Origin of the sequence: Bradyrhizobium sediminis, assembly GCF_018736105.1 — a bacterium.
Classification (GTDB): domain Bacteria; phylum Pseudomonadota; class Alphaproteobacteria; order Rhizobiales; family Xanthobacteraceae; genus Bradyrhizobium.
The window spans coordinates 1,486,015-1,509,490 of record NZ_CP076135.1 but is presented as its reverse complement, the minus strand read 5'-3'; the positions used below and the strand labels follow the sequence as shown (position 1 = coordinate 1,509,490).

At 64.8% G+C, this 23,476-nt stretch carries 22 protein-coding genes and 1 pseudogene; 11 read left to right on the top strand and 12 right to left on the bottom strand.

Going from position 1 to position 23,476, the window contains the following annotated elements; all coding sequences use genetic code 11:
* Nucleotides 1-174: 174 nt before the first annotated feature.
* Together KMZ68_RS07305 and KMZ68_RS26215 are read left to right on the top strand one after the other, a co-directional pair.
* Nucleotides 175-477: pseudogene (locus KMZ68_RS07305) on the top strand (glycine zipper domain-containing protein); the annotation flags it as partial.
* Nucleotides 454-606 (top strand): BA14K family protein, encoded by a 153-nt coding sequence (locus tag KMZ68_RS26215; protein WP_371741463.1) that lies wholly within the window; start codon nt 454-456, stop codon nt 604-606. The pseudogene KMZ68_RS07305 and the gene KMZ68_RS26215, both read left to right, overlap by 24 nt.
* A 66-nt stretch (nt 607-672) precedes the next feature.
* On the opposite strand, the gene KMZ68_RS07295 is transcribed toward KMZ68_RS26215, so the two are convergent.
* Nucleotides 673-1,878, bottom strand: coding sequence for a serine hydrolase domain-containing protein (locus KMZ68_RS07295; protein WP_249779554.1), 1,206 nt, complete (start codon nt 1,876-1,878; stop codon nt 673-675).
* 189 nt (nt 1,879-2,067) lie between these two features.
* Here KMZ68_RS07295 and KMZ68_RS07290 point away from each other — a divergent pair, with 189 nt between their 5' ends.
* Nucleotides 2,068-3,675: an AMP-binding protein gene (locus tag KMZ68_RS07290; RefSeq protein ID WP_215615142.1), complete on the top strand. Its 1,608-nt coding sequence runs from the start codon at nt 2,068-2,070 to the stop codon at nt 3,673-3,675.
* Between the two features lie 107 nt (nt 3,676-3,782).
* Nucleotides 3,783-4,421: a class I SAM-dependent methyltransferase gene (locus KMZ68_RS07285; protein ID WP_215603236.1), complete on the top strand. Its 639-nt coding sequence runs from the start codon at nt 3,783-3,785 to the stop codon at nt 4,419-4,421.
* Between the two features lie 33 nt (nt 4,422-4,454).
* Here the strand turns inward: KMZ68_RS07285 and KMZ68_RS07280 are convergent, their stop codons facing one another.
* The 7 genes from KMZ68_RS07280 to KMZ68_RS07250 all read right to left on the bottom strand — a co-directional run bounded on the left by KMZ68_RS07280 (nt 4,455) and on the right by KMZ68_RS07250 (nt 14,003).
* Nucleotides 4,455-4,889 (bottom strand): acyl-CoA thioesterase, encoded by a 435-nt coding sequence (locus KMZ68_RS07280; RefSeq protein ID WP_215603237.1) that lies wholly within the window; start codon nt 4,887-4,889, stop codon nt 4,455-4,457.
* A complete protein-coding gene (locus KMZ68_RS07275; protein ID WP_215615141.1) occupies nt 4,886-6,982 on the bottom strand; it encodes a 3-hydroxyacyl-CoA dehydrogenase NAD-binding domain-containing protein in 2,097 nt (698 codons plus the stop codon). Before KMZ68_RS07275 ends, KMZ68_RS07280 begins: the two co-directional genes overlap by 4 nt.
* Before the next feature lie 2 nt (nt 6,983-6,984).
* The gene (locus KMZ68_RS07270) at nt 6,985-8,268 is read right to left on the bottom strand and encodes an acetyl-CoA C-acetyltransferase (protein ID WP_215615140.1); all 1,284 of its coding nucleotides are present in this window, start codon (nt 8,266-8,268) and stop codon (nt 6,985-6,987) included.
* 113 nt (nt 8,269-8,381) lie between these two features.
* On the bottom strand, nt 8,382-9,005 hold the full coding sequence (locus KMZ68_RS07265) for a flavin reductase family protein (RefSeq protein WP_215615139.1): 624 nt from the start codon (nt 9,003-9,005) through the stop codon (nt 8,382-8,384).
* Nucleotides 9,006-9,092: 87 nt separating this feature from the next.
* Complete coding sequence (locus KMZ68_RS07260) at nt 9,093-9,701, bottom strand: TetR/AcrR family transcriptional regulator (protein WP_215615138.1); 609 nt, start codon at nt 9,699-9,701, stop codon at nt 9,093-9,095.
* A 28-nt stretch (nt 9,702-9,729) separates the two neighbouring features.
* Nucleotides 9,730-12,867, bottom strand: a complete 3,138-nt coding sequence (locus tag KMZ68_RS07255) for an efflux RND transporter permease subunit (protein WP_215615137.1) — start codon at nt 12,865-12,867, stop codon at nt 9,730-9,732.
* Nucleotides 12,868-12,896: 29 nt separating this feature from the next.
* Nucleotides 12,897-14,003 carry an efflux RND transporter periplasmic adaptor subunit gene (locus tag KMZ68_RS07250; RefSeq protein WP_215615136.1) on the bottom strand — a complete coding sequence of 369 codons (1,107 nt, stop codon included), beginning with the start codon at nt 14,001-14,003 and terminating at the stop codon, nt 12,897-12,899.
* A gap of 257 nt (nt 14,004-14,260) precedes the next feature.
* Here KMZ68_RS07250 and KMZ68_RS07245 point away from each other — a divergent pair, with 257 nt between their 5' ends.
* Genes KMZ68_RS07245 through KMZ68_RS07225 form a run of 5 tightly spaced genes read left to right on the top strand, consistent with a single transcriptional unit; the run spans nt 14,261 to nt 18,797 of the window.
* Nucleotides 14,261-14,443, top strand: a complete 183-nt coding sequence (locus KMZ68_RS07245) for a hypothetical protein (RefSeq protein WP_215615135.1) — start codon at nt 14,261-14,263, stop codon at nt 14,441-14,443.
* Nucleotides 14,444-14,447: 4 nt separating this feature from the next.
* Nucleotides 14,448-15,956: a DUF4153 domain-containing protein gene (locus KMZ68_RS07240; RefSeq protein WP_215615134.1), complete on the top strand. Its 1,509-nt coding sequence runs from the start codon at nt 14,448-14,450 to the stop codon at nt 15,954-15,956.
* Between the two features lie 5 nt (nt 15,957-15,961).
* On the top strand, nt 15,962-16,657 hold the full coding sequence (locus KMZ68_RS07235) for a response regulator transcription factor (protein WP_215615133.1): 696 nt from the start codon (nt 15,962-15,964) through the stop codon (nt 16,655-16,657).
* Entirely contained in the window at nt 16,654-18,264 is a 1,611-nt protein-coding gene (locus KMZ68_RS07230; RefSeq protein WP_249779553.1) for a HAMP domain-containing sensor histidine kinase, read from the top strand. Before KMZ68_RS07235 ends, KMZ68_RS07230 begins: the two co-directional genes overlap by 4 nt.
* Nucleotides 18,261-18,797, top strand: a complete 537-nt coding sequence (locus KMZ68_RS07225; RefSeq protein ID WP_215615132.1) for a ribosomal maturation YjgA family protein — start codon at nt 18,261-18,263, stop codon at nt 18,795-18,797. Before KMZ68_RS07230 ends, KMZ68_RS07225 begins: the two co-directional genes overlap by 4 nt.
* Here the strand turns inward: KMZ68_RS07225 and KMZ68_RS07220 are convergent.
* The gene (locus tag KMZ68_RS07220) at nt 18,724-19,422 is read right to left on the bottom strand and encodes a nitroreductase (protein WP_249779552.1); all 699 of its coding nucleotides are present in this window, start codon (nt 19,420-19,422) and stop codon (nt 18,724-18,726) included. The genes KMZ68_RS07225 and KMZ68_RS07220 overlap by 74 nt on opposite strands.
* Nucleotides 19,423-19,521: 99 nt before the next feature.
* Between KMZ68_RS07220 and KMZ68_RS07215 the strand changes: the two genes are divergently transcribed.
* A complete protein-coding gene (locus KMZ68_RS07215; RefSeq protein ID WP_215615131.1) occupies nt 19,522-20,400 on the top strand; it encodes a LysR family transcriptional regulator in 879 nt (292 codons plus the stop codon).
* Nucleotides 20,401-20,407: 7 nt separating this feature from the next.
* Here the strand turns inward: KMZ68_RS07215 and KMZ68_RS07210 are convergent, their stop codons facing one another.
* From KMZ68_RS07210 to KMZ68_RS07200, 3 genes are all read right to left on the bottom strand, one after another.
* Nucleotides 20,408-21,571 (bottom strand): winged helix-turn-helix domain-containing protein, encoded by a 1,164-nt coding sequence (locus KMZ68_RS07210; protein WP_215615130.1) that lies wholly within the window; start codon nt 21,569-21,571, stop codon nt 20,408-20,410.
* An 84-nt stretch (nt 21,572-21,655) separates the two neighbouring features.
* Entirely contained in the window at nt 21,656-21,904 is a 249-nt protein-coding gene (locus tag KMZ68_RS07205) for a hypothetical protein (protein WP_215615129.1), read from the bottom strand.
* 176 nt (nt 21,905-22,080) lie between these two features.
* The gene (locus KMZ68_RS07200; protein WP_215615128.1) at nt 22,081-22,311 is read right to left on the bottom strand and encodes a hypothetical protein; all 231 of its coding nucleotides are present in this window, start codon (nt 22,309-22,311) and stop codon (nt 22,081-22,083) included.
* Between the two features lie 461 nt (nt 22,312-22,772).
* On the opposite strand from KMZ68_RS07200, the gene KMZ68_RS07195 reads away from it, so the two are divergent.
* Nucleotides 22,773-23,417, top strand: a complete 645-nt coding sequence (locus KMZ68_RS07195) for an OmpA family protein (RefSeq protein ID WP_215615127.1) — start codon at nt 22,773-22,775, stop codon at nt 23,415-23,417.
* Nucleotides 23,418-23,476 lie beyond the last annotated feature (59 nt).

The window sequence follows — 23,476 nt, the reverse complement described above, 5'->3', positions numbered from 1 at the left end:
GTCAACGCACGAGATCGGGCCCGGCGGGCGGATCGGCCGTCGAGCATCGGATAGGGTTAAGGGCTTTACACGGCATCGTGAGGCGCCAATGGCAGGCACCGCGGCCTTGACCTGAATCGAGACAGGCCCCAATGCTAGCCGTGAGTGCTCATCGAAACGGGCTGGAGAATGGACATGATATCGAAATTCACGCTGACGGCGCTGCTTGCGATCGCGGTTTGCGCGCCTGCCGAACGCGCGGCGGCGCAGGACAGCACCCTCGGCGGCGCGATCTTCGGCGGCGCGGCCGGCGCCATTATCGGCGGCGCGGTCGGCGGCGGCCGCGGTGCGGCGGTCGGCGCGATCATCGGCGCCGGCACCGGCGCGGCCATCGGCGCCCAGGGCGAGCCGCGGCCCGGCGGCTACCGCTATTACCAGAACGGCTGCTATGTGCAGCAGCCCGACGGTTCGTGGATGGTGGTTTCGCCGCGTTATTGCCAGACGGTGCAATACGCTCCCCGGGAGCGATATTACGACGAACCGCCGGCCTGCACGCGCTACCGCTCCTATAACCCGCGCACCGGCACCTTCATCGGCCGCGACGGCTACGAGCGTCCCTGCCCGTAGGACTGTTGCCGCGCTCGCATCCGAGCGCGCGATGTGGATAAGGCGCAGGTGTTGCTGACCGCGAGGTCAGGACCCGCGCCTGACCGCCTCATAGGCCAGCCGCTTGAACTCGTTGGCAAAGGGATGGAAGAACGCCATCTGGCGCTGCGTCATCAACAGGCCGGCGATGCCCGTCTTCGGCGAAATCCACCATTGCGTGCCGGCCACGCCGCCCCACCAGAATTCACCGCTGGAATCGCCGTGATCGAACGGCGAAGGCTGCAGAGTCAGCGCGCCCGCCAGCCCGTAGCCCTTGCCGACGAGCTCTCCCGTCATCGGGAAACGCATCCAGACCCCATCGGCCAGCTGATTGGTCGTCATCTCGGCGATGGTTTCCGGCTTCAGCAAGGTCGGTCCGCCCGGCAGCAGGCTTCGAACCAGCGCCACCATATCGGGCAAGGTCGAAACCAGGCCGCCGCCGCCGCTCAACCTTGGCCACGACCGCACGTAGGCGCCGGGCCAGGGCGAATTATCGGTGCGGGTTAGTCCCGGCTTCATCGGGTCCATCAGGTCCGCCCCGGCGTAATAGGCGGCGAGCCGGCCATGGTCTTTTTCCGGCACCGCGAAGGCAGTGTCGACCATGCCGAGCGGAGCGAAGATCCGCTGCTGGATGAACATGTCCAACGGCATTCCGCCGACGACCTCCACCAGCCGCCCAACCACATCGGTCGCGATCGAATACTCCCATGACGTTCCCGGGTGATAGACCAGCGGCAAATCGGCCAGCGTGTCGATCATGTCGGCCAGCGGCGTCGCAGGATTGAGCACCTTGCGTTCCTGGTAAGCCTTGAAGATGACACTCCCGGGATCGAACAGTCCGTAGCTCAGCCCCGAACTGTGGCTCAGCAGCTGGCGGATGGTGATCGGTCTCCTCGCCGGCTCGGTGTCATCAAGCGAAGTGGCGCCCGGCCGCAGAACCTTGCGGTTGCCGAGCTGCGGAATGAACCGCTCGACCGGGTCGTCGAGCTGGAAGCGGCCTTCCTCAAGCAGCAGCAATGCCGCGCAGGACGTGACCAGCTTGGTATTGGAGAACACCCGGAACAGGTGATCGGCGCGCAACGGGACCTGCGCTTCCTTGTCGGCCCAGCCGGTACAATTCACATCGACCAGATCCCGGCCAACCAGCACCGCGGACGACACGCCGGACAGGATGTTGCCGTCGACCAACCGGCCCATGGCGGCGTGCGCCGCGCCGAAGTCGTACCCCTTGGCTGTCACTTGCATGTCTTCCATTTTCACTCCCCGTGCGCCCGCGAGCACATCTGATTGAACGGCCGCAAATAGAGCGCCTTCAGTGTCGGCTAGCATGCCGTCAATGTCCCGCAAAGCCCCAAGAATCTTCTGCTGCACGGCTGCAATGGCCAGCGCCGAATGTCATAGTCGGATCAATCGCCGGCGAATGCCGGCACAGGGAGGGGACCAATGGCTTTGACCGAATCTTACGTCGCGGGACCGGCGGTCCCCGCCGTGCGCGACATCACGCTCGGCCGCTTGCTCGAACAGGCCGCGAAGTCGGCGCCGGACCGGATCGCGCTGATCGCTGGCGTTCCCGATCCCGCGCTTCGCCGCCAATGGACCTATGCCGAACTCTACGCCGAGGCGCTACGCACCGCGCGCGCCCTGCTCAGCCGCTTCAAGCCGGGCGAGCGGATCGCGGTCTGGGCGCAGAACCTGCCGGAATGGATCATGCTGGAATTCGGCGCCGGGCTCGCGGGCATGGTGCTGGTCACCGTCAATCCCGGTTTCAGGGCCAGGGAAGTCGAATATGTGCTGAAGCAATCCCGCTCGGCCGGCGTGTTCGTCGCCAATTCCTTTCGCGGCAACCCGATGCTGGAGACGGTGCGCGAAGTTGCGCCGCGCTGCCCGGAACTTCGCGAGATCGTCTGTTTCGACGACTGGCCGGCCTTCATCGCCGCCGGCGACGACCAGAGCATTGCGCTTCCCGACGTCAAACCCAGCGATCCCGTGATGATCCAGTATACGTCGGGCACCACCGGCTTTCCGAAGGGCGCACTGCTGCACCATCGCGGCCTCGCCAACAACGGCGCCGACACGGCCGATCGCATGGGGATCGACCCCGGCGACGTCTTCATCACCACCATGCCGCTGTTCCATACCGGCGGCTGCGTCTGCTGCGTCCTCGGCGCCGTCTCCAAGGCTGCGACGCAGGTGCTGCTGGAGGCGTTCGAACCCGGCCTCGTGCTGGAACTTCTCGCGACCTACCGCGGCAATGCGATGGTCGGCGTGCCGACCATGCTGGTGGCGATGCTCGAACATCCCTCCTTCGCATCGACGGATCTTTCCTCGGTCAAGGCGATCTGTTCGGGCGGCTCCACCGTGCCGGCCGCGCTGGTTGCGTTGTTCGAACAGAAATTGGGCGCGCCCTTCACCATCGTGTTCGGGCAGACCGAATGCTCGCCGGTGGCGGCGCAGACCAGGACCACCGACACGATCGAGGACAAGGCCGGCACCATCGGCCTGCCGCTGCCGAACATGGAGACCAAGATCATCAATCCCGACACCGGCAAGACGGTCCCGATCGGCGAAATCGGCGAGTTCTGCACGCGCGGCTATCACATCATGCTCGGCTATTTCGAAATGCCTGAGGCTACCGCCGCCGCGATCGATTCCGAGGGCTGGCTGCATACCGGCGATCTCTGCGCGATGGACGCTCGCGGCTATTGCACGGTCGAGGGGCGTCTGAAGGACATGATCATCCGCGGCGGCGAGAATATCTATCCGCGCGAACTCGAAGAGCTGCTGTTTCGTCACCCCAAGGTCGGTGAGGTCGCGGTGGTCGGACTGCCACACGAAAAATGGGGCGAAGAGGTCGCCGCCTTCATCCGCCCTGCGCCCGGCGCCGTCATCGACGCGGAGGAACTGTCGGCCTACATGCGCGCCTCGCTGGCCCCGCACAAGACGCCGCGGCACTGGTTCGTGGTCGAGGCCTTTCCGCTGACGGGATCGGGAAAGATCCAGAAGTTCAAGCTGCGCGAATTTTGGGCCAGGGGTGAGATGCGGGCGTTGTGAGGGCCGGTGCGTTCGGTATCCGGGCCGCCACTCTCTCATGCTCGCAAATTTCGACGGTTTGCTTCTCCTGCGCCTATGCTAAGCCGCATTGCGAAAGGAACCTCACCATGAGCACCGCGAGCGATGCCCGTTTCTGGGACCGGATTTCACGGAAATATGCGAAGGCTGCGATTTCGGATCAGGCCGGGTATGAGCGCTCGCTGGAGCGGACCCGCACCCTGCTGGGACCAGACGACCGGGTGCTGGAATTGGGCTGCGGAACAGGAACAACGGCGCTCCGGCTTGCAGGCGATGTGCAAAGCTATTGCGCGACGGATATTTCCACTGAAATGATCGCGATTGCCGAGACGAAGCTTGCCGCCGGCCCGATCCCGTCGCTCGTCTTCCGCACCGCGACCGCAGAGGCGCTTGCGCCCGAGGACGGGCAATTCGATGCCGTTCTGGGGTTCAACTATCTCCATCTGGTCCGCGATGTGCCCGGCACGCTGCGCCGCATCCATGCCTTGCTTGCAGCGGAGGGCCTGTTCATTTCCAAGACACCCTGCCTGGGGGATATGAACCCGCTCATCCGGCTTGCCTTGTTGCCGGCGATGCGCGCGATCGGAAAGGCGCCCCATGTCAGCGTCTTCCGGGCGGCGGAGTTGAGCCAACTCATATCTGCCGCAGGCTTCGACATCAGCGCCTCGGAAAGCCACGCCACCAAGGGCAACGACACCCGTCCCTACATCGTGGCGCGCAAGCGATGAGGCGAACGGCCGAGGTTGGATCGGACCCCTACCCTACGCCGAAAGCGGCTGCTGATCGCGCTGGATGACCTGCGGCTGGCCGTGGTCGTCGATCGAGACATAGGTGAAATTGCCGTCGGTCACCAGGATCGACTGCATCTCCTTGCGCCGCAGCACCCAGGCTTCGAGGTGGACGGTGACCGAGGTCCGGCCGATCCGAACCAGGTTGGCGTGCACCGAAACGAGATCGCCGACATAAACGGCCTTGCGAAAATTCATCGCCTCGATCGCCACCGTCACCGTGCGCGACTTCGCGACCTTGGAGGCGAACACGCCGCCGCCGACGTCCATCTGGCTCAACAGCCAGCCGCCGAAGATATCGCCGTTGGCGTTGGTGTCGGCCGGCATTGCCAGCGTGCGGATGCAGAGATCGCCGCGCGGCTCGGTTTCGCCGTTCAGCGACGCGTGGACGGCCGGGCTATCGGTCACTTGAAATTCTCCCAGCCGGCATCCGGCATAAAGCGGTCGCCGAATTTTGCCGCCAGCGCGCGCAGGGTGGACACCACATTCTCGGGCCCGCGCGTCCGCGCGTAATTCAGCGGACCGCCGCGGAACGGCGCATAGCCGGTGCCGAAGATCATGGCGCCGTCGACGGTGTCGGCATTGTCGACGATGCCTTCGCGCAAGCAAGCAACGCAAACATTCGACATCGGCAGCACCAGCCGGTCGATCATTTCATCCGTCGGCTGCGCGGTCGAAGGCGAAGCGGGAGTCTTGTCGGCCTTGCCGTCCTTCCAGAGATAGAATCCCTTGCCGGTCTTGCGGCCGAGTTCGCCTCTGGCGACCTTCTCGCGCAGCCAGGCCGGCGTCGGCGGCAGGGCGTCTCCGAATTTCGAGCGCAGCATGTCGCCGACATCGAGGCAAATATCGAGCCCGACCTGATCGGCGAGTTCGATCGGCCCCATCGGCATGCCGAATTTTTCCGCCGCGGCATCGATGACGAGCTTGTCGATCTTGTCGTCGAGCATCACCATCGCCTCCAGCATGTAGGGCGTCAGCGCGCGGTTGACGAGAAAGCCCGGCGAACTCCGGACCGGCAGCGGCAGCCGGTCGATGGCGCCGACAAAGGCCAGCGCCTGCTGCAGTATTTCCGGATTGTTGCCGTCGTGGCTGACGACCTCGACCAGTTGCAGCCGCGACACCGGATTGAAGAAGTGCAGGCCCACCAGCCTCTCCGGCTTCGCCAGCGTGGCGCGCAGGTCCTGCAGCGGAATGCTCGAGGTGTTGGTGGCCAGAATCGCGCCCGGCTTCATCCGGGGCTCGAGCCCGGCATAGACCTTCTGCTTCAGCTCCAGTTTTTCCGGCACCGCCTCGATAATGAGATCGGCATTGCGGACGCCCTCGCCTTCCATATCCGGCACGAGGCGATCCAGCGCATCGCGGATGTCGATGCGCTTGCGCATGATCTTGCCGAACAGCTCCGAGGCGCGCTTGATCGCGCCGGCGATCGGCTCCGGCTTCATGTCGGCGAACGTCACATGCAGGCCCTGATTGGCGCACCAGGCGGCGATATCGCCGCCCATCGCGCCGGCGCCGATGACGTGGACATGTTTGATGCGGTTGCCGGAACCTGCGAGCTTCTTCATCTGCTCGCGCAGGAAGAACACCCGGATCAGGTTCTGCGCCGTCGGCGTCACCATCAGATTGGCGAACGAGGTCTTTTCGGCCCTCAGCATCGCGATCTTGTCGTCGCCATGCTTTTCCCAGAGATCGATCAGCGCATAGGGCGCCGGATAATGTTGATGCGGGGCCGCCTTCTCCGCCTCGGCGCGCATGCGCTTGGCAAGCAAGCCCCTGACCGGGCCGAGGTTCAGAATCGCGTTCAGCGGCCCCGGCCTGGCCCGCCTCAGCCGCCCGAACACCGCGTCCTTCACGGCGTTGCGGACGTGGCGCTCCTGCGCCACCGCATCGACCAGCCCGAGCGATCTGGCCTTGCGGGCGTCGATGGTCTTGCCCGTCAGCATCAAGGTCATCGCCTGCATCGGGTTGACCAGCCGCGTAAAGCGCACGGTGCCGCCGAGGCCCGGATGCAGGCCGAGCATCACCTCCGGAAAACCAAAGCGCGCGCCCTCGATGGCAATACGCGACTGGCAGGCCAGCGCCACTTCGAGACCGCCGCCGAGGCAGAAGCCATGAATGACGGCAACGGTCGGGATCTTCAGCGCTTCGAGGCGGTCGATCACCGCATGGGCCCGACCGATGGCGATCTCGACCGGCCACGGATCGGTGGCGCCGCGGAATTCGTTGACGTCGGCGCCGGCGATGAAACCGGATTTCTTGGCGGAGCGGATGACGAGCCCGGCAGGCCGCTGGCTCTCCAGCGCCGCCAGTACCGATTCGAGTTCTTCGATCAGGTCGGCTGACAGCGTATTGGCGCTGGCGCCCTCGCGGTCGAACAGCAGCCAGGCGATGCCGTCGGCATCGCGGGTCAACTTGAAATGACGGTAGGGCGAACTGGCGTCGGGCGCAGGCCCGAGTTCGAGCACGCGGTCGCCGAGAAGGTTCATGATCCTGCTGTCCATGATCACACCGTCTCGATCAGCATGGCGCCGCCCAGCCCGCCGCCGATGCATTCGGTGGCGATGCCGCGGCGGGTGCCAAGCCGCTTCATGGCGTTGACGAGATGCAGCACGATACGGTTGCCGCTGCAGCCGACGGGATGGCCGAGACTGATCGCGCCGCCATCGATATTGAGTTTTGACGGGTCGATCTGGCCGGCGGTGCCGTCGAGGCCGAGGATCTCACGGCAGAATTTCTCGTCGTTCCAGGCGGCGAGACAGCCGAGCACCTGCGTCGCAAACGCCTCGTTCAATTCCCAGGTTTCGATATCCTGCAGGGACAGGTCGTTGCGCTTCAACAGTTCGGTGGCCGACAACACCGGCCCCAATCCCATGATGCCGGGATCGAGCGCCGACCACTGGCTGTCGACGATCGCGGCCTTCGGCGTCAGGCCATATTTGGCGACCGCGTCTTCGGAAGCGAGAATCGTCCACGACGCGCCGTCGGTGATCTGCGAGGAATTGCCTGGCGTAACCTGGCCCCACGGCCGCTCGAACACCGGCTTGAGTTTTGCCAGCGACTCCAGCGAGGAATCCGGCCGCACGCCGTCGTCATGATCGTAGAAACTGCCGTTGCGCGCGAACGCGGTTTCGACCTCGCCCTTGAGCCAGCCCTGCGCCTGTGCATGGGCGAGCCGCTTGTGGCTCTCGACCGCATAGGCGTCCGACTGCGCCCGCGTGATGCCGAAGAGATGGCCGACCGCTTCGGCTGTTTGCCCCATGTTGAGTTCGGTGATCGGATCGGTCAGCCCGCGCTCCAGCCCGATGACCGGCTTGAAGAAAGAGGGCCGCGTCTTCGCCAGCGCCGCCAGCTTGGCCACGATGCCCTTGGCGCCGGCGAGGCCGGCAAACCAGCGCACGCCCTGCTGCGGCCAGACCAGAGGCGCGTGGCTCAGCGCTTCCGCCCCGCCGGCCAGAATGAGATCGGAGACGCCCTCGCGGATATAGCGATAACCGGTATCGATCGACTGCATGCCGGAGCCGCAATTGATCTGCACCGTGAACGCCACCATGCTCTCGCCCATGCCGAGCCGAAGGGCTGCGACCCGGGCCGGGTTCATCTCGTCGGCGATGACGTTGACGCAGCCGAGGATCACCTGATCGAAGGCGTTGGGGGCGAAGGGTTGCCGGGCCAGCAGCGGCCGGCCGCACTGCACGGCGAGATCGACCGGGGTGAACGGCCCCGGTCCGGAGCGCGCTTTCAGAAACGGCGTCCGGCTGCCGTCAATAATGAAAACCGGTCGCGCCATCAGCCTGGTACCCGCTGTTCACCTGATTCATTGTAGCGGAAAGTACGGGATTCGGGTGAACACTTCGCGTCGGAAATAAAGCGAAATTGATCCGGACTACACTCTATTTCGGATCAATCCGGCCGCTTCATCTCGAACATGTTTTCCGGCCTGATCTCGAAATAGTCGCCTTGGCGGCCGGCGCGGACGATCGGGTGGGCCAGCGCGGTCTGGTAGACGCCGTCCTTGATCATGGCCTTGTCGATATGGACGGCGACGACCTCGCCCAAAGTGAGCCAGGCCTGCACCTTCTCGCCTTTGGCGCTCTGCAGCTGGATGATCTGCGACAGCTTGCATTCGAAAGAGACCGGGCTTTCGCCGACCCGCGGCACGTTGACGAGCTTGCAGGGCACCGCCGTGAGGCCGGCGACGGTGAATTCGCTGACGTCGTGCGCGACATGCGCGGCGGTCGCATTCATCTGCTGCGCCAGCTCCCTGGTCGCGAGATTCCAGACGAATTCGCCGGTCTCCTGGATGTTCTGGACGCTGTCCTTCCAGGAGGTCGAGGAAAAGCCGATGATCGGCGGATGGTAGTTGAAGCCGTTGAAGAAGCTGTAGGGCGCGAGATTGACGTTGCCCTTGGTATCGCGTGACGAGATCCAGCCGATCGGGCGCGGGGCGATGATGGCGTTGAAAGGATCGTGCTTGAGACCGTGGCCGTTCGCCGGCTCGTAATAATGCAGGTCTTTCGTGGTCACGCTGGTGTCTTCCTCTCCGTTTTCGTCATACGCGCCATCGGGCGCGCGTTCGCGCGACCCGTTGGCTCGCAACGACGCTCTGACTGCCTATTTCGCCTTGCCGCGCGGCGCAAGGCCGGCGAGGATGAAGTCTATCATCTGGTCGAGCGTCGGGCTCGGCTTGTCGATGCATTGGGCGATCATCTGCGGATGGAAGAACCGCATCATCGCCATGCAGGTGCAGGTCGCCGCCACCGGCACCTCGGCGACCTCGAATTCGCCCGAGGCCACGCCCTGGCCGATGACGGAACCGATGATCTCGCCGATCAACTGGATATGCGCGTTGCAGACGTCCCAGTTCTCCTCCATCGCGATCTCGACCATCTCGTGCAGCTTGGCGTCACCGACATAGCGCTCGCTGTTCATGTGGTGAATGGTCGACAGCAGCTCGCGCAGACGGCCGGCCGCCGGACCGGGCCGGGCCGCGATCGCCTGCGCCGCGTCCTCCACCTCGCCCATCAGGCCGCGCGCCACCGCCTGATGGATAGCCTTTTTCGAATCGAAAAAGCGATAGACGTTCGCCGGGCTCATCCGCAGCACCTTGGCGATGTCGGCCACAGTGGTCTTTTGGTAGCCGATCTCGCGGAACAGACGCTCCGCCACCACGAGAATCCGTTCCCGTGTGTCAGGTTCGATATGTTCAGAAACCAGCGTCATGTCAGGACTCGATAACCTCAATGTTCAATTATTCGGCCGCCTCGGCAAGCGGAAATGCGAGCTGCTTCTCGCCCTCTTGCTGCGGCGCAAGATCGACCTCGCCCGCGCCGCGTTCCTCGAGGCTCTTCCTGAACCAGAGGGCGTAGAGGCCCGGCAGGTACAGCAAGGTCAGGAAGGTTGCAACGAACAGGCCGCCCATGATGGTGATCGCCATCGGGCCCCAGAACGCCGAACGCGACAGCGGGATCATCGCCAGAATGGCGGCGAGCGCCGTCAGCACCACCGGACGGGCGCGCCGGACGGTGGCTTCCACGATGGCCTCCTTCCGGCTCAGGCCGGCGGCGACGTCGGTTTCGATCTGGTCAACCAGGATCACCGCATTGCGCATGATCATGCCGGCCAGCGCGATCAGCCCGAGCAGCGCCACGAAGCCGAACGGCTGGTTGGCGACGTTGAGGCCGAGCGAGGCGCCGATGATGCCGAGCGGCGCGGTCAGGAACACCAGGATCAGCCGCGAGAAATTCTGCAGCTGGATCATCAGCAGCGTCAGCATGACGAGGACCATCAGCGGAAACAGCACGAAGATCGAGGCGTTGCCCTTGGCGGATTCCTCGAACGCGCCGCCCGCCTCGATCCGGTAGGCCGGCGACAGGCTATCGCGGATCTCCTGCAGCTTGGGCCAGATCTGGTTGGTGACGTCGGGCGCCTGCACGCCGTCGACGACGTCGCCGCGCACCGTGATCGCCATGTCGCGGTTGCGCCGCCAGATGATCGGCTCTTCATGGGCGTATTCGATCTTGGCGATCTGCGTCAGCGGCACCGCGACGCCGTTGCGCGAGGTGACGGTGAGATCGCCGACACGGCCGAGATCGAGCCGCTCGCCCGGCACCGCACGCGCCACCACGCCGACCTTCTCGATGCCGTCGCGGATGGTGGTGACCTGGGCGCCGGAGATCAGCATGGCCATCGCCTGCGACACGTCCTGCGGGGTCAGGCCGAGCGCGCGGGCGCGGTCCTGGTCGACCACCAGCTTGAGATAGGGCGACTGCTCGTTCCAGTCGAGTTGCGGATCCCTGACATTTGGATTCTGCCTGACCACGTCGCGCACTTTGTAGGCGATGTCGCGCACGGCATTGGCGTCGGGACCGATGACGCGGAACTGGACGGGGAAGCCGACCGGCGGGCCGAAATTGAAGCGATCGACCCGGACCCGGGCTTCGGTCAGCGCGCCGTCGCCGACCGCCTTCTCCAGTCGGGCCTTGATGCGCTCGCGCGCGTCGACGTCCTTGGCCACGATCACGATCTCGGCGAAGGCCTCGTTCGGCAGTTGCGGGTTGAGGCCGAGCCAGAAGCGCGGCGAACCCTGGCCGACATAGGCGGTGTAGGTCGAGATGTCCTTGTCGTCCTTCAGGAGCGCTTCGGCCTGCTTGACGGACTTTTCGGTGACGTTGAACGCGGTGCCCTCGGGCAGCCGCAGCTGCAGGAACAGCTCGGGCCGCTCCGACAGCGGGAAGAACTGCTGCTGGACGTGGCCGAAGCCGACGATGGACAGCGCGAATACGCCGACCGTCGCCAGCACCACCTTGATGCGGTGGTCGACGCACCACTGGATCATGCTGCGCAGAATCCGGTAGACGCGGGTCTCGTACACCGCGTGCGGATCGTGGTTGTGGTGGAGCGTGATGTTGGGCAGCAGCTTGACGCCGATATAGGGCGTGAAGATCACCGCGACGAACCAGGACGCGACCAGCGCGATCGCCACGATCCAGAAAATGCCGCCGGCATATTCGCCGACCGCGGAATTGGCAAAACCGATCGGCAGGAAGCCGGCGGCGGTGACCAACGTGCCCGTCAGCATCGGAAATGCGGTGGATTCCCAGGCAAAGGACGCCGCGCGGACGCGGTCCCAGCCCTGCTCCATCTTCACCACCATCATTTCGACTGCGATGATGGCGTCGTCGACCAACAGCCCTAGCGCGATGATCAACGCGCCGAGCGTGATGCGGTGCAGGTCGAGCGACATCGCGTTCATGACGATGAACACGATCGCCAGCACCAGCGGCACCGACAGCGCCACCACGATGCCGGTGCGCCAGCCCAGCGCCACGAAGGAGACGAACAGCACGATCGCGAGCGCCTCGATGAAGGAGCGCACGAACTCGCCGACGGCATGCTCGACCACCTTCGGCTGATCGGCGATCTGCTCGACATTGATGCCCTGCGGCACCGCCTTCATGAATTCCGCGGTGGCAGTGGCGACTTCCTTGCCGAGTTCGAGGATGTTAGCGCCCTTGGCCGTGACCACGCCGATGCCGAGCGCGGGCTTGCCTTGCTGGCGCGCGATGAAGGTCGGCGGATCGACGAAACCGTGGGTGACGGTGGCGACATCGCCCAAACGAAATACCCGACCGTTGCTTTCGACCGGCGTCTCGGCGACGGCCTTGGCACCGTCGAGCGCGCCGGTGACGCGCAGCGGAACGCGCTGCGAGGAGGTCTCCACCGTGCCGGCGGGTGTGACGTTGTTCTGCTTGGCGAGCGAATCGAACAGCGCCTGCGGCGTGATCCCGAGCGTCGCCAGCTTGGCGTGCGAGAACTCGACGAAGATGCGCTCGTCCTGGGCGCCGTAGAGATTGACTTTCGTCACCCCGGGGACTTTCAGCAGCCGCTGGCGCATGCCCTCGGCGGCCTTCTTCAACTGCGCGTAGTCAGCGCCCTCGCCGGTCATCATGTAGAGAATGGAATCGACGTCGCTGAACTCGTCGTTGACGGTGGGCCCGATAAGGCCGGCCGGCAGCTGGCCCTGCACGTCGACGAGCTTCTTGCGCAACAGGTAAAACAGATAAGGCACGTCCTTCGGCGGGGTCGAATCCTTGAAGGTGACCTGCATCGCGGTGAAGGACGGCTTCGAATAGGTCTGCACCTTCTCGAAATAGGGCAGTTCCTGCAGCTTCTTCTCGATGGGGTCGGCGACCTGGGTCTGCATTTCCTGGGCGGTCGCGCCGGGCCAGATCGCCGAGACGTTGACGACCTTGACGGTGAAGAACGGATCCTCGGCGCGGCCGAGCCGCTGATAGGAGAAGAAGCCGGCGGCGCCGAGCGCGATCACCAGGAACAGGATCAACGCGGGATGGCTGACCGCCCAGCCCGAGAGATTGAAGTGCTTCATCTCACTCTCCATTCATCGGCGCGCAGATTTCAGAACGACAGCGACGAGACGACGCGGACCTTCTGGGCCGGGTCGAGTTTTTGCACGCCGAGCACGACGACTTTCGAGCCTTCCTCGACGCCGCCTGAAATCACGACGTTGCCGCTCTCGTAGGACTTCACGGTGACCGGCTTCAGCGACACGTCGCCCTTGTCGTCGACGATGTAGAGCGAGGGATCGCCGCCCTGGCTGTACAGCGCCGACAGCGGCAGCTTGGCGACACGCTCGGTGGCGGGATCGGCCAGCGTCAGCGTCGCGGTCATGCCGAGCGAGACGCTTTCGCCGGCGCCCGGCAGCGAGAATTTCGCGAGGTAGGTACGCGTCGCGGGATCGGCCGTGGGCGCGATCTCGCGCAGCTTCGCGGCATATTTCCTGTCGGGTTCGGACCACAGGCTGACGCTGGCCGTGCCTTCCTTGGCGCGGCCGACCAGCGTTTCCGGGATCGCGACCACGGCTTCCTTTTCGGCAAAGCGTGCGACGCGAACCGCGGTCTGCCCTGCCGCGACGACCTGTCCGGCATCGATCAGGGTCGCGGTGACGACGCCGCGGCTGTCGGCCATCAGCGTCGCGTAGGAAAGGCTGTTTTTGGTGAGTTCGACCGAGCGCTCGGCGCGATTGAAGCGCGCGCGCGCCTCGTCGGCGGCGGCCCGCGACTGATCCATTTGCGCATCCGTGGTCCAGCCCTTGGCGCGCAGATCCTTGGCGCGCTGCTCCGAGGCCGTGGCCTGCGCCAGCACGCCGGTGGCGGCACGGAATTCGGCTTCGGCCTGCTCGGCCTGCAGCTTCAGATCGACTTCATCGAGGGTGGCCAGCGGCTGGCCGACATCGACGGTCTGGCCGACCTCGACCAGACGCTTGGCGACCTTGCCGGGGACCCGGAAGCCCATGTCGGTCTCGATCCGGGGCTTGATGGTGCCGACGAAGCTGCGCTCCGGCGATTCCGCCTCATAACGCACCGCCGCCACCAGCACCGGGCGGCCGGGAGCGGCTTTTTCGGCGACTTTCTCGTTGCAGCCGGTCAGAGCGATCGCCAGAACCGCCAGCGACATGCCGGCTAAAAGCCTGGAATAGCTCGACAAAATTGGACGAATGACCATCGGAATCTCCATCGGCTGGGCCTGATGAGAACTATCGATTGTTCACTGATGATTGTCAATATTCGTCACTGATCATGATTTTGTGAAGTGGCCGGCTGGTTAAGGGGTGGCGAATTTTCCCCGCTAGGGCCGGTTTGGCCGCCGTTACCGGCGATCCCGCACCCTCCCCGTGCGACTGCGCAAGATCTGCACAACAATCCGCAAATCCTGAACGTCCCGCACATCAGCCCTGCGAACCGGTCGCCCATGGTCGGGTCATGGGGAAAATCATCCTGGTCCGGTTTCGAAGGTCGCGGCTGCCACGGCGGCTGCTCAACGACGGCTGGTGGCTGGAAACGCCGCCCGCGCGCGCCGCCATCATCGCGCTTCCGAAGCGCAAGGCCTCCGAGCCCACCCGCAAGGTCCGCCACCTCACCCTCGTCGCCAATCCCGGGAAATGAATTCATGTCGATTGCGACCGCGTCCGATCTCGAAATTGCTCCCGCGCGCCCGCTGCGGGTGCCGTTCGTCGCCGCCGCCTCGTGCATCGCGCTGGCTGACTGGCTGTTCTACGGCTGGCCGATCGGCATCTCGCTTGCGTTGTTCCTCGTCGTGCTCGGCGGCGTCGCGGTGACCGGCAATGGGGTGCAGGCGGCGCGCGGAATTCAAATCGCGATGACCGCGGTGTTCGTCGCCGGCCTGCTGCCGCTGATCGAGGGGATCAACGCGCTGTCCGTGACCGTGGCCGCACTGGCGACCGCATTGTTCGTCATCCTGATCACGGCCCGCGAGCCATCGTCCTGGCAACGAAACCTGTTCGAGGCCGCGACGACCCCCTTCCGCGGCCCGTTTCAACTGGCCGTCGACCTGTTCAGATCATTGCAGTCGATGAACGGACAACTTCCGCAATGGCTGAGTGCGGCCTCGCTGGTTGGATGGATCATTCCGCTGGCCGCATGCTTCGTCTTCTTCAGCCTGTTCGCGTCGGCGAATCCGTTGATCGAATACCGGCTGCACCAGATCGACCTGCGCGCGATCTTCAGCCTCCTCGATCCCCGGCGGATCGGGTTCTGGTTTCTGACGGTATGTGCCATCTGGCCGCTGATCCTGCGGCGCTTCCGATGGAAGGTCCGGGATCCTGAACCGCGCGCCGCCGTCGCCACCGAAGCTTCCGATCTGAATCATCTGTTCGGCGTGCAGGCGGTGACGCGCTCGCTGCTCCTGTTCAACGCGCTGTTCGCGCTGCAGAGCGGGCTCGACCTCGCTTATCTCTGGGGCGGCGCCAGCCTGCCTGACGGCATGAGCCACGCGCAATATGCCCATCGCGGCGCCTATCCCCTGATCGTCACCGCGCTGCTCGCGGCCGGCTTTGTCCTGATCGCGATGCGCCCCGGCGGACCGGCAGATCATTCCCGGCTGATCCGCCCGCTGGTGCTGGCATGGATCGGACAAAACATCCTTCTGGTCATCTCGTCGATCTTCCGGCTCGATCTCTATGTCGCCGCCTACACACTGACCTATCTGCGGCTCGCCGCCTTCATCTGGATGATCCTGGTGGCGACGGGCCTGCTGCTGATCCTGATCCAGATCGTGCTGAAGAAGCCCAATTCCTGGCTTCTCACCGCCAACGCCGTCTCGCTGGCGCTGGTGCTGTACGGATGCTGCTTCATCAACGTGCCGCGGCTGGTGGCTTCCTACAATGTGGAGCACTGCCGCGAGAACGGCGGAACGGGCCCCAATCTCGATCTGCGCTATCTCGCCTCGCTCGGCCCGCAGGCGCTGCCGCCCGTTGAAGCCTCCGTGAACAAGATTCCGGTACTCTGGTCGATTGCCCGGGACACCCGGCACAATTATGAAATCCAACAACTCTCGGCAAACTGGCGAGGGTTTGGTTTTCGGACGTGGCGCCTGGACCGATATTTGGCTAACAATCCTTACATCGCGCAGAATCCCCTCGACGGCGGCAAAGGCTAGCGACCGTGGCTCATTCCATTCTGGTCGTCGACGACGACCCCCATATCCGCGACGTCGTGCGCTTCGCCTTCGAGAAGACGGGGATGGCGATTTCCATTGCGCAGGACGGCAAGGAGGCGCTGGCCCGGTTCGACCGCAATGTCCACGACCTCATCGTTCTCGACATCGGCATGCCTGAAATGGACGGGCTGGAAGTCTGCCGCCAGATCAGGAAGACCTCGGATACGCCGATCCTGTTCCTTTCCGCCCGCGACGAGGAGATCGACCGCATCCTCGGCCTCGAAATCGGCGGCGACGACTACGTGACCAAGCCGTTCAGCCCGCGCGAACTGGTGGCGCGGGTGAACGCGATCCTGCGGCGGACCCGGAGCACGCCGGCGCCAGAGTCCAAGTCGCTGAGCCATGGCGGGCTCGCGCTCGATCCGGACGCGCGCACCGCAAATTTCCGGGATACGCCGGTTGCGCTGACGGCGCTCGAATTCTCGATCCTGCGCACGCTCCTGACGCGGCCCGGATTCGTGTTCACGCGCGAACTGATCCTCGACGCCGCCTATGCCGGCAATATTCACGTCGCCGACCGCACCATCGACAGCCACATCCGCAACATCCGCGCCAAGTTCGCCAGCGCCGGCTGCGAGTCGGCGATCGAGACCGTCCATGGCGTCGGCTTCAAGCTGGGGCGCTGCGAGGCAGCGCGTTGACCGACGCCCTGGCCAACACCAGCCGCAAATGGCGGCCCAGCCTCAGCCTCGTCGTCTTCATCGTTCTCTCCAGCGTGCTCGCGCTGCCGCTGTTCAGCCTGTATTTCCTCAAGGTCTACCAGAACCAGCTGATCCAGCAGGCCGAGGCCGAACTGATCGCGCAAAGCGCCGTGCTGGCGGCGGTGTTCCGCCGCGAGGTGGAGACCGGAATTCCGCCAAGCATCGCATTGGGCAAGCCGGTCCCGCCTGCCGCGCAGAAGCAATCCGACGAACCGTATCAGCCGATCTGGCCCAGGCTCGAACTCGTCAACGAGAGCGTGCTGCCGCCGAGGCCGGAGGCGCGACCGCCGGCAGCGCCGGCCGATCCGGCCTTCGCAGCCCTCGGCGCGCGGATGATGCCGGACCTCGTCGCGACCCAGCACGTCACGCTTGCCGGATTCCGGCTGCTGGATCCTCATGGCACCGTGATCGCCGGCCGCGAGGAAATCGGGCTGTCGCTGGCGCATCTCGAGGAGGTCAACGAGGCGCTGCACGGACGCTTCAGCGGCGTGCTGCGCGTGCGCATCTCAAAGCACGACCAGCCCTCGCTCTATTCGATGAGCCGGGGCACCGGGATGCGGGTATTCACCGCGATGCCGGTGATCGCGCGCGACCAGGTCGCCGGCGTCATCTACGCCTCGCGCACGCCGAGCAACGTCTTCAAGTACATGTACGAGCAGCGCGGCAAGGTCATTCCGGCGGTGCTCTCGATGATCGTGCCGACGCTGCTGATCGGGATCCTGTTTCACCGCACCATCACCGGACCGATGCGCGAACTGGTGGAGCGCACCAACCTGATCGGCAAGGGCGACCGCGACGCGCTGCGTCCGCTCCGGCATCACGGCACCAGCGAAATCGCCCGGCTGTCGCAGAGTTTCCTGGACATGGCGCGGCGGCTGAACACGCGCTCCAGCTTCATCTCGACCTTCGCCACCCATGTGTCGCACGAGCTGAAATCGCCGCTCACGTCCATCAAGGGCGCGGCGGAACTGCTGCGCGAGGATGTCGACGCGCCTGACATGGACGATGAGGACCGGCGCAAGTTTCTCGACAACATCATTGCCGACGCCGACCGGCTGGGAACGATCGCCGGCCGGCTGCGCGATTTCGCCCGCGCCGAAAACCCGGTGGCGCTCGGCGCCGCGAAATTGTCGGTCGCGGTCGCCGGCCTGCGTGCGGCCTTTGCCTCGCTCGACATCGGCACCAACGGCGACCTCGAGACGCCGATGCGGATATCCGAGGACAACGCCCTGATCATTTTTTCCAACCTTGCCGACAACGCCGTGCGCCACGGCAGCTCGAAGCTGGAAGTGTCCGCCGTGCGCCAAGGCAACCGGCTATTGGTGACCGTCGCCGATGACGGCGAAGGCGTCTCCCCCAACAACCGGGCGCAGATCTTCGACAGCTTCTTCACCACAAGGCGCGACAGCGGCGGCACCGGGATGGGCCTCGCCATCGTTCGCGCCATGCTCGACGCCCATGGCGGCGCCATCCGGCTCATCGACTCCGAAAAAGGTACGGCGTTCGAACTCACCTTCCCGGTGGCTGACGCTGCGCCGTCGTCATGAACGACGCCGCGATCGATCCCGATCAGGCGGCGCGGCGATCCCTCATCATCACCCGCGCCGGCCTCTGCCTCTCGGTCATCGTCTGCGGCCTTGCCTTGCGCGGGTATGGTTTGCAGCTCGGCCTGCCCGCCTTTGTCGTGAAGTACGGCGGCTCCACGCTGTGGGGAACGATGGTGTTCTTCCTGATGGCGATGGTGGGTTCAAATCTCTCGCTGCCTCGCATCGCGCTGGTCGCGGCCGCGATCGCCGTCGGTGTCGAGCTGTTCCGGCTGGTGCATTTCCCGTGGCTGGACGCCTTCCGGCTGACGCTGCCGGGCGCGCTGTTGCTCGGCCGCATCTTCTCGGTCTGGAACATGCTGGCCTATGGGGTCGGGATTGGTTTGGGCGTGATGCTCGATCGTTCGTCCCAGCCTTTCGCAGAGCCTGTCATCGGGCGCGCATTTCGCGCGACCCGTTGGCTCATGCGGGCTCTACTGCCGCGACAGCAAAGCCGCGGAGTTCGGCGACCTGCGCAAACGGCGCGCGATCGGTGATCAGGCCGTTGATCGGATGGGCGGGATCGGCATAGCCCAGCGAAATTCCGCAATAGACCATCAACTCGTCGGGCAGACCGAGATGCGCGCGCACGGTCTTGTGCATCGCCGCCCATGCGGCTTGCGGACAGGTGGCGAGCCCGCGCTCCTGCGCCAGCAACAGCAACGACTGCAGAAAGATGCCGAGGTCGGCCCATTGCCCCGGCTCCATCGAGCGGTCGATTGACAGGATGATACCGACCGGCGCGCCGAAGAAGTCGAAGTTGCGCGCGAACTGCATCAAACGCCCGAACTTGTTCTCGCGCGGAATGCCGATGGTGCCGTACATGTCCTCGGCGCATTTGCGCCGGTGACCGTTGTACGGCTCCTTCAGATGCTCGGCGTAGATCTTGTATTCGGATCCCTCGCCCATCGGCTGCACGGTCAGGCTTTGCCGAACGGCCGCCTTCAGCCGGGCGAGATCGTCGCCGGCCATCGCGGCGAGGCGCCAGGGCTGCATGTTGCTGCTCGACGGCGCGTGGCGGGCGATGTCGATGATGTCGCGAACGAGATCGGCCTCGACCGGCCGGTCGAGAAAAGCACGGGTTGAATGGCGCCCCAGCAGGGCTTCGGTCACGGAGATCATGGGTTGCAGGCCTTCATCGGAGAGGATGGCTCGCAACCTAATTGATTGCATTAGGGAATTGATCTACCTTTAGATGGATATGATAAATGCGATTTCTGCATGAAAAAGGCCAATCTGTCCGAGGTTGAGGCTTTCCTGGCGGTGGTGGACCGCCGCGGCTTTGGCGCGGCGGCGCGCGAACTTGGCGTCACGCAATCCACGGTCAGCCGGCGCATCGCCGCCCTGGAACAGCGGATCGGACGCCGCCTGGTCGAACGCACGACGCGGCGCGTGGTGCTGACGGAAACCGGGCTTGCCTACGCCGACGAGCTTCGCGATGTCCTGATGCGGCTGGAAAACGCCGAGGCGCGCGTTCAGGCCCGGCCGGCGGAACCGGAAGGATTGCTGCGCATCACGATGCCGACGGCTTACGGGCGGGTCTGCGTGCTGCCGCGTCTCGCCGGACTGGCCGAGCGCTATCCGCGGCTGCGCTTCGAACTCGATTTGTCGGACCGCTACGTCGATCTGCTCGACAGCGGCTTCGACGTGGCGGTTCGCCTGGCGGCGCCGCCGCAATCCGGGATCGACACCGAGAAGATCGGCTCGTTCGGACTGCATCTGTGCGCATCGCCGGGCTATCTCGCCAGGCGCGGTCCGGTGAGCGATCCGTCAAATCTTGCCGCGCACGACTGCCTTGCGCTGCGAACCTACGCCCCCCGCGTCGACTGGCGCATGACCTGGCAGGACCGCATCGTGAACATCGAAATCACCCCGCGGATGACGGTGAGCGACATGACCGCGCTTCGCGAACTGACGCTTGCCGGCGCCGGCGTCGCCGTGCTGCCTTCCTATGTCGCATCAGCCGATTTCGCCGCCGGCCGCCTCGTCGACGTGTTGCCCGGACTGATACTGCCGAGTATCGACGTCTTCGTCGCCTACCCGCGCCATCGCAGCGACCTCAGCAAGGTCGCCGTGCTGCTGGATGAATTGCGCGGCTGAAGGCCCCTCACTCCGCCAGCTGAAACCGCTCGAAGCGGTGCAGCTCCTCCTCGATCCGGCGTTTCAGGTCCTTGCGCGGGCCCTTTCTCGCCGTGCCGACCCACGTCCATTTCTGCACCAATAGTTTCCGGCCCTTGCGATCGGTCTTGAGATCGAGGGCGGCGACGATGGCATCGCCGGCCAGCACCGGCAGCGCGAAATAGCCGAACACCCGCTTTTCCTTCGGCACGTAGGCCTCGAAACGATGGCCGTACTCGAAGATCAATTCGGTGCGCTTGCGCTGGATGATCAGGGGATCGAACGGGGAGAGGATATGCACCGGTTCGGAAGCGCCCTCGCCTGCCATCTCCAGCGTCTCCGGGGTCGCCCAATGCTCCTGCTTGCCCGCGCCTTCGAGCGCGACCGGCACCAGTTCGTGGCGGCGGACTCTCGCATCGATCAAACGGCGGACTGCCGGCTTGCTCGGCGCGTCGAGGTGGCAGATCGAATCCACGCTGACGATCCCTTGCGCGCGAAGGGCGCGATCGAGCAGGTAGCCGGTGGTCTCGCGCGCGGAAGCCGGCTTCGGCGGCTTGTCCCAGCCGAAATGCCGCGTCGCCAGCTCATAGGTCTTCAGCATGCCGGCGCGCTCCGAGATCGTCAGCACGCCGGTGTAGAACAATAGCTGCAGCGCCCGCTTCGACGGCTTGCGGCTCGCCCACAGATGCTCCTTGTCGACCAGCACGTCGTCGTCGATGTCGCGGATGGTCAGCGCGCCGTCGCGCCGGATCAGCCGCAGCACCTTGCGCAAATCCGCGGGCTTGACCGAGGTCAGCCATTTGTGCCCCTCGCGCTGATGGCGCTTCATCGCCGGGGCGAAGAAGCGGAAGTCCTGCGCCGGCACGTAGGACAAGGCATGGGTCCAGTATTCGAACACGCTCTTGTCGACGCTCTGGGCCTGGCGCAGATCGGCGCGCCGGTATTCGGGAATCCGGTTCCAGAGAATGTGGTGGTGGCAGCGCTCGATGACGTTGATGGTGTCGATCTGCACATAGCCGAGATGCGACACCGCGGCCGCCGTCGCCTGCGGCCCCTCGCCGAACGGCGCCGGGCTATCGAGCCGCTGGGCGCGCAGCCAGATCCGGCGCGCCGCGGTCTTGGTCAGGGGACGGGATGTAACGCTGCGGGGCATCGCGCGGCAATGTAACGGGATTCGCGCGCGGGAAAAGCCACGCCGCCCATGGGCGGCGCGGAAAGGCAATTACCTCGAGCGGCTTTACTTGGCGGCGCCCATCTTCTGGGCCTTCATGTAATGCATGCAGGCGCCGCGCATTTTGCCCTTGCTGATGTCCGTATTGGCCATGCCCATCTCCTTGGCCATGGCCATCTTGCCGGGGCCGTCGGGCATGCCCGACATCATGCCGTTGCTCTTGGCCATGTTCTCGCCGGTGCAGGCCATCATCTTCGCGGATGCCGGCGTCAGGGCCAGGGCCGAGAACATGGCGGCGGCGATCAATATCTTCATGGGAAACCTCGCCAACGAATGAAGCCAGCAAATTGCCGGCTTTCGTACTACGCAGACGCCGCCGAGGCGTTTCCAGGAGGAAGAACTTTTTGCGTGCTGCAACGCGGGAAGCGGGAGTCCCATCGCGCTCCCCGCCGGAGCCGATCCGTAGCGGATTCAGACGCTGCAGCGACCGTTCAACGCTTCGGCCGCTGGGCGATCGCCCCGGTAGCGATGTCGGGGTCGCAAGACGCCTTGCCGCGCTCCGCGGCCTGGCACCGGTAGACATTGCCGGTGAGGCGGTCGACCAGCCAGGCGCTTTCCTCGCTGGGGCTCTCGACGGCCGTATAGCGGGAGCCCAGCGCCGTGATCAGCGTCGACAGCAGGATCGCCGCCGCGATCATGGCCGCGCCGATCAATACCGGCATCGAACTCGTGGGACTCGTCTGATCCGGCCGGCCCGCCCGATATCCATACTCATACTGCCGCTTTACTGACTGATACACGCGTCCCCTGCATCGCTTTGTTTGTTTTGTTGTTTTTCTTCGCGAGCGGGTTTTCTAGATGGCCATCTGGCCAATTTCTTGTTCGCAGATCGGCGCTACGGCGACGGTATGACGGTATTAAGACCGGGTTTGAGGCAACCACCATGGCCAGCACGGGGACCTATCCCCATATGAAAAACTGGTCCGGTCCCCGCGCGCCGACGGTGACCTGGATCACTTCGGGCAGGGGAGCGATCGAACGGCTTCGCCGGCCGCAACGACCGCCAGGAAAGCCCGGGTCTTGGTCCGTCCAGCAATGTGAGCCAAGTCACATCCACGGCCCTTCGCCCGGTCTAACGTTCGACCATCAAAGCGCCATCAGGCGTAACAGCGAGGATACGACGATGACCAGCCTTCACAGACTTACTGCCACTGCAGCGATTGCGCTCGGTGCCGCGCTGTCGATGACGGCCGGCATTGCGCTTGCCGGCGACAACAAGGTCTCGGCAGACCAGATCCTGAATGCCCTGCAGCCGAAGAAGCCGCTGACCCGCGGCCTGTCGGCCGGGCCGCAGGCCGATCCGGCCGTCCAGGCCAAGGAAATCAGTTTCGTCGACAGCCTGCGCAATCGCAAGACGCGCTCGCTCTCGCTCGGCGAACGCCAGGAAATCGCCGAGATCGCAGCGACCAAGCCGAAGATCGACCTCGAGATTCAGTTCGACTACAATTCGGCGGAGATCAGCAAGACCTCGATGTCGTCGGTGCAGGAACTCGGCAAGGCGCTCTCGGACGCCAGCCTGAAGGGTTCGACCTTCGTCGTCGCCGGCCACACCGATGCGATCGGCAGCGAGCCCTACAACCAGGACCTGTCCGAGCGCCGCGCCGACACCATCAAGCGGTATCTCACCGAGAAATACGGCATCAACGGCTCCGATCTCGTCACCGTCGGCTACGGCGAGACCAAGCCGAAGGATCCGAGCGCGCCGATGGACCCGACCAACCGCCGCGTTCAGGTCGTCAACATGGATACCAAGACCGCTTCGAAGTAACGGTCGATCGCTGCAACATGATTTTTCAGCCCGCGCATTCGTTGCGCGGGCTGATCAGT